We start from the raw sequence: 16,136 nt of genomic DNA, 5'->3' as shown, positions 1-16,136 counted from the left end.
ACCAATGACCAATGACAAACTTAATTAGCCGCACCTATTTCAGTGCTACCTGAATTCTGGGAACGAGTTAGACTATTAAACAGGACTTGGCCGAGTGCTTTAATTAAACTTCCCTCTAACTCTTGAGCCATCTGCAAATTCAACCCAAAGGCATTATTAGCTTCTGCAACAATCCGTTCTGCTGTTATATCATCAACGGGTAATGCATTTAATACTTGACGATACTTATCCTTAAATGCCTTTTTATCAGGAATTTGCTCAAAATTGTAAAAGGATGTGCCTTCATAGCCAGAAAGCTTCAGGGCTGACTGAGCAACTTTTTGTAGCATTTGACCCCCAGAAAGATCGCCCATGTAGCGAGTGTAGGCATGACCTAGCAATAAAGTCGGTTCACTAGCAGAAATTTCCCGAATGCGGTCAATATACTTTTGAGCAGCAGGTGAGGGTGTAATTTGCTCTCGCCAATTATCCCCATAATAGAACACCATGTCTTTTTCGAGCGAGGATTGGCGATTAAGTTCAGGAAAGTAAACCGCACTAATAACAGAATGCTTTACGTGGCTATCTAACGCCGCTTCTAGTTCGCTGTAGACGTAATACAAGTTACTTAAGAACTTGGCAAAGCAGTCTCTATCCACCACTCCTTGTAGAAAACATTTCATGAATCCCACATTTTCTGCTGATGTGTGGGCTTGTTGAGTTCCAGAACGCAGTTTGATGGCGAGATTGCTACTCATTGTTGCTTCCTTCATTTTCAAGCGCAAGGTTTCTGGACAGCCACCGACTTAGGATGCCTACCAATTCCAGCTACAAGATTGTTATTCTAGGTTTAGAGAGGATCTGCATCAGTCTATCCAGCAAGTACCACTGCCGATGTAAATCCAGGTATTTTTATTTCTCCTAAGATTATTTAACTATTAATTCATATATAACTATGAAAGATATTAGTATTTATTTATGTTTTTCTGATACTTATGCTCAGGCACATCCCAGTTGAGTAGTAACAAAAATGGTTGTGACATAGGCATTTAAACTCTCCTGAAACAATGAACGATAAGTTTATGTCTCACAATTTACTTTCAATAATTTAACTGATGTCCTCAATAGGCTATTTATGGTTATATAACTTTTGAAACATAAAATAATAAAAGGATTCTTATGGTTAAGTCTCTGGAAACCTCCAAACCTGAGTTGCTGAAGTCAGGTGTGAAAGCACCTGTTCAGGAAACATTACTAACACCCCGGTTTTACACCACTGACTTTGAAGCTGCGGCGCAGTTGGATATTTCGGCGCAGGAAGCAGAGTTACGCGCTATATTTTGGTGTATCGCCACATGGAAAAACATCCAGAACACCAAATTTATCCCCTGTTCCGCAAGTTTGAGAGTTGGTGTCAGGATGAAAATCGATATGGAGATTTTTTCAAAGCGCTACTGCAATCGTAACCTCAACTGCCTGATGAAAAGACTTTTAGTCTAATATCCAGTAAATTACTTACCTGGTAAATGTTTTAATTACGAAAAGTCAGAAGCCCACCGGTTTAATAGCTTTGATGGTGCTAGTAACAGTATCAATAACTTTAGCTATTTCTGATAAAAAATCTCCAAACTTCTCAATCTTTTTAGCAGCTTCTTGTAGGCTATTTGTGGCCTTCAGAATTTGTGAGTAAGAACTATTAACATCGTTATTGAGTATAGAACCTAGTTTTACCCCATCGATCAAACCCTGTAGTTCAATTGCTTTGATTTCCAACTTGCCCCATTCATCTTTTGCCTGTATAAATTGTCTGCTAGTAATTCTCTCATCGTCCTTAGCTTTGCCAGCCTCTTCACTGAGAAATTTAATTGTATTAGTTAGTTGATCATGAATTTCTTTTAAATGATCTATATTTAGTTCAGTAGTCATAAGTCACCTTTATTTTATTTACAAACGTTGCCTTGATAATTAATTTTGAATCTCATTAAATAGAGGAGTAACTTTGTCAATGTATTCCTTGGTTACTTTCTTGGCTTGCTTTAACTCTGATGTGGTAATTTCTTGATTCCAAACATCATATTCTTTATCGGTATTTTGAAAACTTAGGCTTTCCTTTTTAGAGCGATATTTATTGCATTTTTGAATTTGGTCTGATGAGAGTTCTTCCCGATTTTTATTGAAAACACGCTTCAATTTGCGGTGAAATTCTGCGGTGGAACGAATAGCAGCTACGTAGGATGAACCCTGTTTTTTACGTTCAATTACCTTGGTAATTTCTGCTCGTTCTTCTGCTTCTAATAAAGTCTGTTGTGTCTGAAGTGCATTAAAATCTTGTAGATCATCTTCTGGGTTTGATAATTTTAGTAATCTTTTATTTACCTCACTTATGTAGAAACCATAATTTTCATGAATCTGCGTAATTTCTTCATTGAGCAAAGACTTTACATAAGATGACTCAATGAAATCGGACAGAGAAGCAGAATATTTCTGAATATCTTGATCTGTGCAAACAATAGTAACTTTCAAGTTATCTCGCCGAAAATCCTTAACTAGAAGATTAGTAATAAAGTCAGCAATCTTAACCCCTGCTGTGCGAGCATTTTCATCAATATCAAGCTTTCCTAAACCGTCTGAAATTTTATTTAACTGAGGAGTAAAGCCGTTATCATTTTCAGTGGCTAAATTTCCAACTGCCGCAACATAGTTGACTAAAACGCTGCCAGCTATTTCAGTATTTTGTGAATTCGGAAGGTAAATTTCGTCGCATTTATCCAAACGATCTTTGCTATTTATTCTACTTTGCTGTGTTCCCAAAGCTTCCCAAGTTGCGGATCGGGCGCAGGAAGCATAAATATCAGCCGATATTGTTTCGTTGGCAATTGCTAAAGATTGGGATAAATCACCAAATGATTTAGCTGCTGATAAGTCTTCTTTTTGGCAACTGCCAAGGATAAACGAAAAGGGAATTAAAGCAAGTAAAACTTTAACTTTAGGTCTCATAAATTGTTAATTAGATACTTTTATTAAAATGAATTATGACTTTAATACATCAACTCACCCTCGTAAATTGGCGAAGTATTGTCAAATGAGAACTTCCTTCAAGTAATTCTAACCCTATGTATATTTTCAATCGATTACAAGGTTAAGAGATATTAATAGTATTTAGTGGTATATAGTAATCCTAAATGAGTTGTTAAAACCGCCCTTGTTCAGTTCTGTGATTTCTTTGAGAGGTTGCAGAGCTTGTTATTCACGAATGATTTAGGATTGCTATAGCCTTGCTACTGTTACGTTAGTTGAATTCCTATCTGATTAGCACGGAGATGAATAATTTGCGCCAGTCTAGTTTGTGTTGTTATTGCAGTCTGATCGTCTTTGGCTTGCCATTTTTGGTAATTAGCGCGAACTGAGTCTAATTCTTGCTGCAAATCTTCTTTGGTAGTCATTGCCATAATTTGGCTTTCAATTGGGTTAGTATCGTGAGGACTAGGATTGGGTTGGCTATTTTCATTAGGAATTAGAAAAGTCATACAACCTCCAGAAGGCTAATATTAGCTTGATATGAATCAACACTACAGATTCCCGATTCCTAACACTACCAAGGTTTACAACTTTAAGAAAAAAGTTAAATATTTAGCACCAGCAAATCCCCAAAGCCATTCCCCATATTGGTTTCAGCTACCGAAAATTTAAGTGCCTCGCAACCATTCATTTAACGGCGTTGTTAACTTTGGAAAAATCCCCAAGTTAATAACTTGCTTGCTTCTGTTTACTTTCCCAGAGCAAACTCCGACTCCCAGGCGCTTTGAGAATAGACTTTTTTGAATTGCATCCATAAGTAGTTGTGCAAAATTATTGATGTCACTGTAAGCAAAATGTAATTCTGATACTGTATTTGCCAATTTAGAAACCCAATGGCAATAGGCTCAACGTGCCAATTTTACTCAATAGCCTAATCACTTAAGATTTGTAACCATACTGCATAAATTTGTAAAGTGCATCAGTTATCTATATTTAGTAAGCAAATTACTAAGCACATTTTTATACTTTATTTCCAAGTAAAAATGCAATTACAATCGAAAAATCATCTACGAAAGCGGGGTGCGACTCTGACGGCTCAAGGCTCAAGGAAACTCAATCAGGCAAAAGCTCAGTTAGAAATTGAGCAAAACTTTAAGCGATACACTCTCGAAGACCTAAGTGAGAAAACAGGTTTAACCCCCAATACCCTCAGTAAGGTTTTTACTGGCTCAGTAGGAGTTGATAAGCGAACCTTGGAGTGCTGCTTCAATGCCTTTAATATGACTTTGTTAAAGGATGATTATTTCTATCTGGAGCCTCATCAAGACAATTTTGCCGAGATTGGCTTAATGTCGTCGGCTGAAGTATGCGATCGCATACTGCTTCGATGCGATTCTCGTAGTAGTGTAGGGCAAACCCACAAAATGGAACGATTCCCGAAGGGACGGGAGAGCCGAATGTCAGACAATCTTTACCCTCGTCTCCTAACCACGCCAGGAGGGCAGATGCCCCTGAATTCAGTCTTCTACATTGACCGTCCTATTCTCGAATCTCTTTGTTATGAAGCCATCCAGCAACCCGGTGTGTTGATCAACATCCGCGCCCCGAAGCAAATGGGCAAAACCTCCCTAATGACCCGCATCCTGGCTTACGCTAACTCCCAGGGTCATCGCGCCGTTTCCGTGAACTTGCAACTTGCTAACGACGAGATTTTACAGAACCTAGAACGCTTCCTAAAATGGTTCTGTGCCAGAGTCAGTAAGCAGTTAGACTTGCCAAATGAGAGTGCTAGTTTTTGGAATAACTCCTTGGGCAGCAAATCAAATACCACTGATTATTTCCAGGATGTAATCTTACCCAATCTTGATCGCGGAGTCTCTTCAAGGGAGAATCGCCCCCTAGTCATTGCGATCAATGAACTCAACCAGCTTTTTGCCTACCCCGACGTTGCTCGTGAATTTCTTCTACTTTTAAGAACATGGTCTGAGCAAGGTAAAGAAGCCGATGCAGACATTAATCCTTGGCACAAGCTGCGATTGGTGACGGTTCATTCGACTGAAATTCTGATGCCTCCTTCTATCGATCCCTCTCTCTTGAATACTGGGTTGGTTATTGAGTTACCTGAGTTTACCTTTGCTCAGGTGCAGGATCTAGCACATAGGTGCGAACAGGATATAACCTCATCACAAACCCAGCGCCTGATCGCTCTGTTGGGGGGACATCCCTATCGGTTGCAGTTAGCATTTTATTACCTACAGCAGCAGATAATAACCCTAGAAGAACTCTTAGAAAATTCTGCGATCGCTGCCGTTATCTATGGAGACCACCTAGAACAGCAATGGTGGAACTTGCAACGCTATCCCGATTTATTGCCATCGTTTATAGAAATCGTTAGACAGTCAAGTCCTGTAGATTGTGAGGCTGTGCAAGGTTCCCAGTTGCAAAAAATGGGGTTAGTGCATCTGCATGACATGAAGGCAAGTCTCGCCTGTGAGTTATTTCGTCCCTTTTTCTGCGATCGCCTGCTGCAAATCAACAGTTAGACGTGCTAAGAACAGGCACACAAATTTTAAGTGGGACGTTGAAGGAAAAATTTAACTTAATCTTATCCTTTCGTTGATTTGTTCTTAGTTGTATAAAGACTTTTAATACAATATAGTCTATTTGACTAAGTATAAAATCTTCTATAAAAATTCCATTTCATCGTAAAAAACCTTTGCTGCTCATAGCTTTGGTTAATTTTAATCATGGATTCAGTATACTTAACAAGATCCATACCAGATTCTTAAGAATTCTATGTGATATTGTCAAAGTAGATTTAAATATTTCAGCCTGACTGTTTGGTATCGTACTCACGAAAACAGGATAAACTCTATGTATCGATTCCAGATCAGTGCATACACGCAAACAGGTGAATCCGTTGGTCTGGTCGGTTCTACTCCAGAGTTGGGACTGTGGGACATAAAAAAATGTATCCAACTGCGTACAAGTGGCGATCGCTATCCTCTATGGTGGACAGATATTGAAATTCAAAACTCAGGCGGTCAACAGAGAGTTGAATATAAGTACGTCCGCCTTGATGCCAACGGTAATGCTCGATGGGAGAGCTTACTAGATACAAACCGATGGATACCAATTGATTCTGAGGATCATTCCGACACGATTATTGTGGATGATGGTGCATTCGGCTATTTACAGCCTTACCCCTTTGGATACCTTGAGAAATCAACTGTCAAGATGCCCGTGGAAGAAAGGGCTGAGAGACTCAAAATTGTGGTCATTGGCAGTTCCGTCGCATTAGGTCATAAAGCCTGGTTTTTGAAAGGTTGGGTCTGGTTGTTAGCACAGGCTTTAGAGCAAAAATATGGGCATCAACTGGTGAATGTATCGGAGGTGGGGGCGAATGTTAGCAGAACGATCGCTCGATTCCCCTGGTTTGTCACCCCAGAAAAACCAGATATCGTGATTATTGCTCTTTCTCTGGGCAACGAAGGGTTAGCTTACTGTTCCCCTCACGAACGGCGGGCGGTACAACGGCGGTTTGAAAGTGGCTTGCAGCAGTTGGTGAAAATGACGCGGGACATTGGAGCAATTCCGATTCTGGGAGGAGTCTATCCTAATGGCGACTATTCTCAGGAGCATTACTGGCTGCTCCGAGACACACACAACCGAATGCTAAGTTGGGATGTAACTGTACTAGATTGGTTGGCAGCCTTGGATGATGGACAAGGACGATGGAAAGGGGGAATATCTTTCGATCCGGCTCACCCGAACACGATCGGTCATACCCTCATGTATGAGCAGATCGATCAGCACCTATTTGACATCGACAAAGACGAATTGGTAAAAGAAAAACAACGTTTCCAGCAACCGAATGAATTTCCCATCTACTTTGACAATGCGGGCTTTCATATCTCTGTCTGTATCGAAGAGAAGCGTTTACGGATTGTTAATCCATCACAATACAGCTATACGATCGCTCCCTATTGGCAAGAATTGCAAACTGCATTACAAAGTAGGGCAGGATTAATACCAGGTATTTACATTGCAAAGTCTGTCAAGCCAGGGACGCTCCCCTTCTTGGCTGTGCAAGAAGATGGTGCGATCGCAACTACAATAAATATCCCCCCTGGCGCAGACTTAGAATATAGCGCCGCCTTCAATCTTTTTTCGCCAAACAACTCACAAGTTTTATTTTATGACGGGCATCTGGGGATTTTGCAAGCGGACGAACGCCACCTGTGGATAATCAACGAATCAGATAGCGAATACAACATCCAGCCGATGTGGACAGAGGTTTGCAACGCACTTAAAGCCATGCCATCGGGTGTTTATGAAGATCCGCTTCATCCCGACATTCCCTTTCGTACCATGATGATTGGCAAAGATGGGCTAGAAAGCCGGGTGAAAGCACCACCTAAGTCTGCGGTGTTTTTCCAATACAAATGTCAGTTATCGGATATCAGCCGTGTGGCAATTCTTCCCCTTGGCGATCGCTGTGCCGTTCGCATGATGCTATATAAAATGGAGTACGATGGCCCCGCTTTTCCGTTTGATTTAACGCGCACAACTAATATTGCAGATGTTGCGGATGCGATCGAAAACGGTTTTTATGATATGTGGAACCCTGCCTTCCTGCACTACAGCCAGGATGCAGGTAGAATCTATCATAGTAAGTGGTCGGGTCTATCCTTTGCCCATGAAGTTGAGGAAACAGATGACCCAACGAGTGATATGTCTCCCATCTATGAACGGATGCGGGTTCGATACACAGCACGTTCTGAAAGATTTTGGTACGCATTGCAGCATTGCGACAAAGTGCTTTTCGTTCGTACAGGAATTAGCGATGCCTACGGCGGCAAGCTACGCGATGGTGTGATAGATTTAGTCAACAAGCTAGAAAAACAATGCCAGGGGAAGCCATTTCATCTCTTGCTTCTTTCTCCCCAAAGCGATGATGAGTTTTTAGACCTTCCCAATGTGCTGCACTACAATGTCGAGTTTAATCCTGATCGCATGTATGACGATTTGGGACACTGGATGTATTGCACAGAGATAATGCGAGGAATTCTGGAATCCCTTGGGGTGTCTAGTAAAAACCTCTTTTGGTGTCCGCCTAAAATACCGAAGGGGTGGGAAATTAAGTAGGGGCGATGCCTACGGCTGGCTACGCCTACGCATTTGTTGATTTGAAGTTCGCATTTGTTGATTCGGTGTTCGCATTTGTTGATTCGGCGATCGCATTTGTTGATTCGGTGTTCGCATTTGTTGATTCGGTGTTCGCATTTGTTGATTTGGAGTTCGCATTTGTTGATTCGGCGATCGCATTTGTTGATTTGGCGTTCGCATTTGTTGATTCGGCGTTCGCATTTGCTATTTCAGTCAAAAACCATAAACTGCGTAGGTTGGGTGGAGGAACGAAACCCAACATTTTCGAGGATTTGTTGGGTTTCACTACGTTCCACCCAACCTACGATTATCTACAATAAGCTTTGCGATCATTTAGTTAATACTGATGCAAGATGAGCAGGACGAGACAAGTGTGGGCAATGTCCTCCAGGCAGTTCTATGGCATCAACTCCCAAGCGCTTACGTGCAGAGTAGTGTGACCATGCAGGAGAGATTATCAGGTCATCAGTACAAAAAATATATTTATACTCTACATTTGGTAGAGCATTCAAAGGATTAACCTCAAAAATATATGCCATTGATTGCTGCGAACGTCCTTTTGAGAGTGCCCAGCGCATTACATCCGGCTGACAATCTTGATAAAAAAATTCCATCAATACTGCTTCATCTGAAAAGTTTTTCCCAGCAGAAACAGGATTAAACATATAAGGTTCATTATCAAATTGTTCGAGTTGATGTGACTCTTTTGGTTCGTAATTTAATGATTTGAGGCTATCAGAATCAAGATGATGAGAAAATTGCTCAAGTGTACTAGTTCCTGGGTATGGAATAAGCGCGGTAAGGAATACCAATTGACGTACTTGACGCACTTCTGCAACAAGAGGAATAACAGTACCAGCCATTGAGTGGCCAACCAGGACAATATCATCATCAGTTTTTGGAAGCGCTTGCAATACTACATCTGCAAATTGCGATAAACTTGCAGACGCATCTTCAATTGGTAAATCCATTGCTACTGTTTTGTGACCTTGCGCTTCTAAATAAGGAATTAACAAATCCCAACACCAAGCGCCTTGAAAAGCGCCATGAACTAGGCAAAAAAGACTCATAGCTATATTTAAGTTTTTTAAATTGTGCTTATCTTCTACCTTATGTATTACAGTATTGTCAATAAGCTTCACGGCTAGCTTTGAAAAACAGGGGCATTGCTATTATTTAAATAGCTCAACGACTGTCGGCTTAATAACTTTGCCCATTGCGTTGCGCGGTAATTCTTCAACTATCAAAATTTGGGTTGGCACTTTATAAACAGCCAATCGCTCTTTTGCCCAACTTCTAAAAGATTCTAATGTTAAAGGTTGTGATCCTTGCAATACTAATGCAGCACAAACCCGTTCGCCCCACTCTATATCTGCAACCCCCACCACTGCACATTCTTGAATATCTGGATGCGATCGCAATACTTCTTCAATTTCCAAAGCTGAAACTTTATAGCCTCCGGTTTTGATGATATCCACACTCATCCGTCCCAGAATGCGGTAGCTACCGTTCTCAATGACGGCGGTATCTCCAGTACAAAACCAGCCATCCTGGAAGGCTTTGGCAGTTGCTTCGGGGTTTTGCCAATATTCGAGAAACACTCCAGGCCCTTTAACTTGGATCTCTCCCGGTGTTCCAGCTGAGACTAATCCGTTCTCATCTACTAATCTCACTTCAACTTCAGGCAGAGGCTTTCCTACATATCCAGCCAACCGTTCACCGTGTAAAGGGTTGGATAGCGCCATACCAATTTCCGTCATCCCATATCGCTCAAGCAGAAAATGGCCGCTGATGGTTTGCCACTTTTCTAAAACTTGAACTGGTAATGCTGCCGAACCGGAAACCATCAGGCGCATTTTAGCACAGCCTTCTGACATAATTTTTTGACGTTCTTTAGAGGCATTTTCCCAAGCGGTAATGAGCTTTACATAAATTGTTGGTACTGCCATAAATAGGGTTAAGTTACCGTCACCAAGTCGTCTCCAAACAGTTTCGGCATCAAACTTGCTCAACAGATGACACTCCGCGCCAGCCCATAAAGCACAAGTCAGTACGTTAATAATTCCATGAATATGATGTAGTGGCAGTATATGTAAAATGCGATCATTAGATGTCCATTCCCAAGCGGTATTTAAGCTAGTCACTTGCGCTTGAATATTTTGATGAGTTGTAACCACACCCTTGGGTTTACCTGTTGTACCGCTAGTGTAGAGAATTAAGGCGCGTCTAGTTATATCTACTTCTGGGAGACGAGCAATATTAGATGGAAGCGTTTCTGAGGTGAGGATAAATCGCAAATTGTGTTCTTCGGCGAGCGATGCCTGCGGCGGTAAACTACGCAGTATACCCTCAAAATCAGGATGAGCAACAATAATCGATGCTCCAGAATTAGTAATTACATACTCCAATTCTGGGCGCGGATGGGAAACACACAGAGGTACAGCTATGCCACCAGCACGCCAAATTCCCCATTGAGTAGCTACATACTCAAATCCAGGTGGGATGAGGAAGGCAACTCGCTTCTCTTGTAAATCTTCTGTATTCTGAAGAAGATTCGTTGCTATTTGACTGGAAGTGTGGAGCAAATCCCGATAGGTAAATGATCCATCCGTTGTAGCGATAGCTATTTTCTCGCTGTGTTCTTCAGCACGAATAATCAATGGGAGATTCACGTTTATTTACCGATTTAGGGTTAATGCAGTCTACTTACTGAAAATATATATAGTAATCCTATTTGCTTTCCACCGACAGCCTCAGATCCCCGACTTCTTGAAGAAGTTGGGGATCTTTTTATTCGTAACTTGATGCTACAACCAACGTTGTTTTTTAGCATAAGCAATACTACTAATCACAATTAAGATCATTACGCCGATTACAGCAGGATAAGCCCAAGGTTGCTCTAATTCTGGCATATATTTGAAGTTCATACCATAGAAACCAGACATGAACGTAATTGGTAAAAATACGGTCGAGAGGATAGTCAGGCGATTAATTCGTTCACCTGTTTTGCTAGCAATATTATCGCGTTGGATTTCCATTAATTCTGACATCCAGGCTCTCAAAGCTTGATATTCTTGCCATAATTTATCAACTTGATGAACCAATTCTTCTTTGAATAGTTCTTTCACTGGCTGGGTGATCCATTGAAAATCATCGTAATCCATAATAGCCATAAGTGACTTAATACTTTGAAAATTACGCCGTCCTGAACGAGTAGATTGCCTCATGGTGGCAATTCTTTGGTACGTTGATTCATCACCAGAATCATCTAAGACTTCATCTTCTAAATCATCAAGCTTTCTAGAAATATAGTCAAAGACAATATGATAATTATTTAAAATTTCTTTAAAAATGAGATAAAAAACATAGTCAATCCCCCATTTTTTAATATCTAGAGGGCGCTTTTGTAAATTGTTAGCTAAAATACTTAAAACTTTTAATTCAGTAATTTCAAACGTAATTATAAAATTATTTCCAACTACAATATTGCCACGTGCAACTTCAAATTCATGATTTTTTATTTGAGCAGTTAGAATTTCATAGCTGTCAAATAAACAATCTTCTACATCTTCATCAATTCCTAAAGGAGAATGGTTGAAAATCATGTTAACACGAGATGGATTGAGTTCAAAATGTTTGATAATTTTAGCTGTTCCAGTGCGATCGCGGAACTGAACACAGCGCAACCAAATATTCTGAGAAGCATCAATTCTTTTCAGTACCGTATCGACATCCCTATGAGTGAATATTTCCAGGTTATCTGGATAAAAAGTCAGGAGAATTAGCATATAGCCATCCTAATTGAGTCGTAAGAAAATACGGTGACTCATCTTGAGCGATAATTTAGTTGACTACAACGACAGATAAAAGGTCAAAGTCTGCGATTTCTGATGTTAAATAGACATATTACAGTGATATTTTACCTCGGAAGTTCCCCCCAACTCACCTTAAAAGGCTTGCTCTAATTCCCTCTTTTTTATGGAGAGTAAAGGAAACTCAAGCGGATTGGGGCATATTGGGCTAATAGTATAAAATGGATCGTCATAACATGGGATGACGGTATTGAGTCATAGCTTAGTTTTTTTCCGTTTTCCCAGATTTAGGACGAGAAGTTTTCGCTGGTGCTGAATTATTTTGCAGAATTGCAATTTCTTTCTGTGCATCTTGATAACTCTCTTTTTCGCCTTGCTGTTGGAATAGTTTTGCAGCTTTTTTAAAATCTGCGATCGCTCCCTGTTTATTTTTCTGCTTGGTGCGAATCACACCCCGGTTATAGTAGGCTAAGGCGCTGTTAGCATTAATTGCGATCGCTTGTGAATAATCTTGATTGGCAGCTTTTTTATTTCCCAGTTCAAGATAGGCGTTACCACGATTGTTGTAAGCTGCTATATTATTAGGATCTAGTTTCAGAGCTTCGCTGTAATCTTCAATAGCACCTTTATAATCTCCGAAAGAGAAACGGTGAATACCTCGGTGAATATAAGCGGCAATAAATTTAGGGTCAATCTGTAAAATAGTATTGTAATCTTCAGTAGCTTCGACTTTATTTCCCAGATCGCTGAAAATATCACCTCGATTGAGATATGCTTCTATATATTTTGGATTAATGTTGATTGCATCTGTGTAATCTTTAAGGGCTGCATATTTTTGCTTATTAATAGATTGAGTTAAAGCCCTTTGATAATAAGCTTTAGCATCACTAGGATTAATTTTAATTACTGTATCGAAATCTTCGATTGCTGCTTGCTTAAGTCTGAGGCGGCGGCGGATAATCCCACGCTGTAAATAGGCTTCGGTATATTGAGGCTTGAGGGCGATCGCTTTACTAAAATCTCCAATTGCCCCTTTATTATCTTTTAATTGAACACGAGCTAACCCTCGCCCATAGTAAGGGTATGCATCATCAGAGTTTAATTTAATTGCTTGGGTATAGTCTGCGATCGCTTCTTTGTATTTGCCTAATTCCGAAAAAGCAAATCCTCGGTCAAAATAGGCATTACCATCTTGAGGATTGAGTAAAATGGCCTGACTAGAATCTGCTTTTGCTTGCTCATAGTCTCCTAATCGATAATAAGCATCGCCTCGCTTATTATAAGCTAAAGCATTTTTCGGATCTAATTCAATCACGTGATTGAAATCTTTAACTGCTCCTTCATAATTTCCTGCATCATATTTATCTAGCCCTTCTTGATATAATTCTTTTTGAGCATTATTTATAGGTTTTGGTGAATTTAAAAACCACACTCCTACACCAAGTACGATTAAGCCAGCTATCCCAGTCAAAACTATTAATAATTTTTTATCCGGCTGTTTTTGCGGAACTTCAACATCTGTTAACTTTTTCAGGTCATCTAAAACTTCGGTTGCATACTGGTAGCGCTTACGATAATCCAAACGCACCATTTTATTAATAATTTTTACTAGCTTTTTACTAATTTTTATATTTTTGTTATACCAAAGTATTTCACCAGTCAGTCGATTTTTTTGAGTTTGCAAATTAGATATTTCGTTTGCAGACAAACCTAAAAGTGCTGCGATCGCAACCATACCTAAAGCATATATATCACTATTATATTTAACATTGCCGTTAACTTGTTCTATAGGCATATATTCGAGATTTTCAGGATTATTAGTGATGGCTTCATTAAAATTACTAAAATCAACTAACACTAATTTTTTATCTAACTCTCGGCGAATAATATTTGCTGGTTTAATATTGCGGTGAATAACGCCTAAGCTATGTACAATCACCAAAATTTCTAATATCTCTGATAAAAGATAAATTATTTGGTCTTCCCTCAGAGTTTGTCCCTGAATAATTTCCTCAGTAAAAGGATTACCAGGGATGAATTCTTGGACTATATAAAATTCTTCGTTTTCTTCAAAGTAAGCAATTAGCTTCTGAATTTGGTCGTGTTCCTGCCCTAGTTTTTCTAAAGTTTCTGCTTTACTGGCAAACAAGCGAGGCAGGATAGTTAAAGCTTGAGAATTGCCGCTAGAACTACGTAACTGCTTGACTACAAATTGGCTCTCAGGAAGGCTCGCATCTTCAACTAGATAGGTTTTTGCCTTTTCCCCATCATTTAGAACTTTCAGTATTCGGTAACGTCCATCTAGTAAATGAATAGGCATCAATATAAATATAATCTTATAAATTGTTTGATTATAGCTTACGTGTTATTACTGGTAACTATTTTTTTTAAAAAATATTTAATCAAAACAAATCAATGCCATTGTGGCAGGTAAAAGTATTGATTACTAGCTAATGCTGCATATTGCTAGTAATATTTTTTTTTATTAAAAGAATCTTATTGATTTAGTACGGTTATATATTACCAGATTTAAGTAAAATTTGTGAGTTCAACGAGGCTTGGAAAAAAAAGTTAATCCATTGGGGAGGGATATTTTGATTGGGACTATTCAGCAATGCCACTCATGACAGATAATGCTCAAATAAGGTAAAAAAATAGCAGTTTTAATTATGTATAACCCCACATAACATATAAAAAATCGAAAATGAACGTATTTGGGCGAAAAAAAGCCTTGGTAGCTACTGCGAAGCGTCAATTTCTCAAGGCGCTCACTGACCGCGACATCGCTGCAATTAATAGCTTAGTTGTAGAGTTACAAAGCATTTTGAGAGCGGAAAAGTTAACTGATTTGATTGTTAATGAGGTAATGGTTGAATGCGATGCTGACAGCCACAGTTGGTTTTGTCAAATTTTTCTTGGACAAGCCCAATATGAACAGATGCAGGGAAAAGCTCAAAGTAACGTCTTTAAAATTCTAGTGAGTAAAGGTTTGGAACCGGGCAAAGACTTTAGCTCTGGGCCCGATCGCAGTATTATTATAGGCGATCGCGCCAAGCAAGTCTTACTCAGCGAATTGCACGAGGAGCATCAGGCAGCATTTGAGGCACAGTTAGAATCTTCGCTAGTTTTAGATCCAGTTACCACCATCGAACAGCAGTTAGGGTGTGCATTTTTTACCAATTTGACTGAGATTGCCATTCAACAAATGGAGTTACTGAGTAATTCTCAAGCGGCTGCTTATCTAGGAGTGCTGATGGCTGGATTAGTATCGCGTCATCCTCAACTTCAGGATGCGGACTTTCCCACACGATTTATTGTCAATGCTCTCCAAGGACTGTCGCAAGAACGAGCAATGGCAATTTTGAACGATCCAGAGACAAATCCCCAGTTCGATGAAATGATTATTTTTGGGCATTTATTAGCAGCAATGGGAGATAAAGAATATCACCGCATTGCTGAAGAAGAGGGTGGTATGAGTCTTGAACAACTCAAAAAACTTGATTTAGTTTGGTGTGGTGAACGTCGGCTTTCAGAAATAGTAGCTATGATGGAAAAATGGCATTTCAAAGATAGATAATCAGCAATTTAAAATTCAAACTTTAGTTCTACACTGGCACGACAACTTTCTCACTACCAGCTAGTCCAAAAGCGGCATGAATGGCCTGCAAAGCTTTAACACCTTGCTCTTGTGCTACGACACAACTAATTTTGATTTCTGAGGTAGCAATCATTTGAATATTAATTTGGTGTTGGGCTAGTGCTTCAAACATTTTGGCAGCAATACCTGGTTGTCCTACCATACCTGCACCAACAATACTCACTTTAGCGATCGCACTATCTAACACAACTTCGCCCCACCCCAACTCTGCCGCTACTTGGGTAAGCATTTTTTTCGCATTTTCCCCATCTATCCGCGAGACTGTAAAGGCAATATCTCGCCTAGGAACACCATCAATCACCCGACAGCGCTGAGATTGAATAATCATGTCAACGCTGATATTATGTTGCGCTAATAATCCAAACAACTTCGCCGCCATCCCTGGACGATCTGGCAATTGGCGAATAGCAAGACGCGCTTGATTCAAATCTAAAGCAACACCACGAACGGGAGGACAATTGGGCAGGAGGGTGGAGGGGCGGAGGGGCAGAGGGGAATCT

The 16,136-nt window shown here is 40.0% G+C and carries 13 protein-coding genes and 1 pseudogene; 4 read left to right on the top strand and 10 right to left on the bottom strand.

The window, feature by feature from the left end; all coding sequences use genetic code 11:
* Nucleotides 1-20: 20 nt before the first annotated feature.
* The gene (locus GNF10_RS12030) at nucleotides 21-737 is read right to left on the bottom strand and encodes a heme oxygenase (biliverdin-producing) (protein WP_185581789.1); all 717 of its coding nucleotides are present in this window, start codon (nucleotides 735-737) and stop codon (nucleotides 21-23) included.
* 421 nt (nucleotides 738-1,158) lie between these two features.
* On the opposite strand from GNF10_RS12030, the pseudogene GNF10_RS12025 reads away from it, so the two are divergent.
* A pseudogene (locus GNF10_RS12025) lies at nucleotides 1,159-1,442 on the top strand (ferritin family protein); the annotation flags it as partial.
* An 82-nt stretch (nucleotides 1,443-1,524) separates the two neighbouring features.
* Here GNF10_RS12025 and GNF10_RS12020 read toward each other — a convergent pair.
* From GNF10_RS12020 to GNF10_RS12010, 3 genes are all read right to left on the bottom strand, one after another.
* The gene (locus GNF10_RS12020) at nucleotides 1,525-1,905 is read right to left on the bottom strand and encodes a hypothetical protein (RefSeq protein WP_185592362.1); all 381 of its coding nucleotides are present in this window, start codon (nucleotides 1,903-1,905) and stop codon (nucleotides 1,525-1,527) included.
* Nucleotides 1,906-1,944: 39 nt separating this feature from the next.
* The gene (locus tag GNF10_RS12015; protein ID WP_185592360.1) at nucleotides 1,945-2,976 is read right to left on the bottom strand and encodes a hypothetical protein; all 1,032 of its coding nucleotides are present in this window, start codon (nucleotides 2,974-2,976) and stop codon (nucleotides 1,945-1,947) included.
* 287 nt (nucleotides 2,977-3,263) lie between these two features.
* Nucleotides 3,264-3,506, bottom strand: a complete 243-nt coding sequence (locus tag GNF10_RS12010; protein ID WP_069072515.1) for a hypothetical protein — start codon at nucleotides 3,504-3,506, stop codon at nucleotides 3,264-3,266.
* A 534-nt stretch (nucleotides 3,507-4,040) separates the two neighbouring features.
* Between GNF10_RS12010 and GNF10_RS12005 the strand changes: the two genes are divergently transcribed.
* Complete coding sequence (locus tag GNF10_RS12005) at nucleotides 4,041-5,540, top strand: AAA-like domain-containing protein (RefSeq protein WP_185583714.1); 1,500 nt, start codon at nucleotides 4,041-4,043, stop codon at nucleotides 5,538-5,540.
* Nucleotides 5,541-5,871: 331 nt separating this feature from the next.
* A complete protein-coding gene (locus tag GNF10_RS12000) occupies nucleotides 5,872-8,145 on the top strand; it encodes a DUF1796 family putative cysteine peptidase (protein WP_185583713.1) in 2,274 nt (757 codons plus the stop codon).
* Between the two features lie 9 nt (nucleotides 8,146-8,154).
* On the opposite strand, the gene GNF10_RS11995 is transcribed toward GNF10_RS12000, so the two are convergent.
* From GNF10_RS11995 to GNF10_RS11975, 5 genes are all read right to left on the bottom strand, one after another.
* The gene (locus tag GNF10_RS11995; RefSeq protein WP_185583711.1) at nucleotides 8,155-8,367 is read right to left on the bottom strand and encodes a hypothetical protein; all 213 of its coding nucleotides are present in this window, start codon (nucleotides 8,365-8,367) and stop codon (nucleotides 8,155-8,157) included.
* A 128-nt stretch (nucleotides 8,368-8,495) separates the two neighbouring features.
* Complete coding sequence (locus GNF10_RS11990; protein WP_311774151.1) at nucleotides 8,496-9,308, bottom strand: alpha/beta hydrolase; 813 nt, start codon at nucleotides 9,306-9,308, stop codon at nucleotides 8,496-8,498.
* 30 nt (nucleotides 9,309-9,338) lie between these two features.
* Nucleotides 9,339-10,838: an acyl-CoA synthetase gene (locus tag GNF10_RS11985; protein ID WP_185583709.1), complete on the bottom strand. Its 1,500-nt coding sequence runs from the start codon at nucleotides 10,836-10,838 to the stop codon at nucleotides 9,339-9,341.
* A gap of 135 nt (nucleotides 10,839-10,973) precedes the next feature.
* Complete coding sequence (locus GNF10_RS11980; protein ID WP_185607159.1) at nucleotides 10,974-11,954, bottom strand: magnesium transporter CorA family protein; 981 nt, start codon at nucleotides 11,952-11,954, stop codon at nucleotides 10,974-10,976.
* 286 nt (nucleotides 11,955-12,240) lie between these two features.
* A complete protein-coding gene (locus GNF10_RS11975) occupies nucleotides 12,241-14,298 on the bottom strand; it encodes a serine/threonine-protein kinase (RefSeq protein ID WP_185607158.1) in 2,058 nt (685 codons plus the stop codon).
* Between the two features lie 384 nt (nucleotides 14,299-14,682).
* On the opposite strand from GNF10_RS11975, the gene GNF10_RS11970 reads away from it, so the two are divergent.
* Complete coding sequence (locus tag GNF10_RS11970; protein ID WP_185587937.1) at nucleotides 14,683-15,555, top strand: hypothetical protein; 873 nt, start codon at nucleotides 14,683-14,685, stop codon at nucleotides 15,553-15,555.
* Between the two features lie 28 nt (nucleotides 15,556-15,583).
* On the opposite strand, the gene GNF10_RS11965 is transcribed toward GNF10_RS11970, so the two are convergent.
* Nucleotides 15,584-16,136, bottom strand: a 553-nt coding sequence (locus GNF10_RS11965) for an ACT domain-containing protein (RefSeq protein ID WP_185607157.1), incomplete at its 5' end; no start/stop codon positions are given.

It is taken from the genome of Nostoc sp. UCD121 (genome assembly GCF_014222285.1).
Lineage (GTDB): Bacteria > Cyanobacteriota > Cyanobacteriia > Cyanobacteriales > Nostocaceae > Nostoc.
The sequence above is the reverse complement of the archived record's forward strand: the minus strand, read 5'-3'. Positions and strand labels throughout refer to the sequence as shown.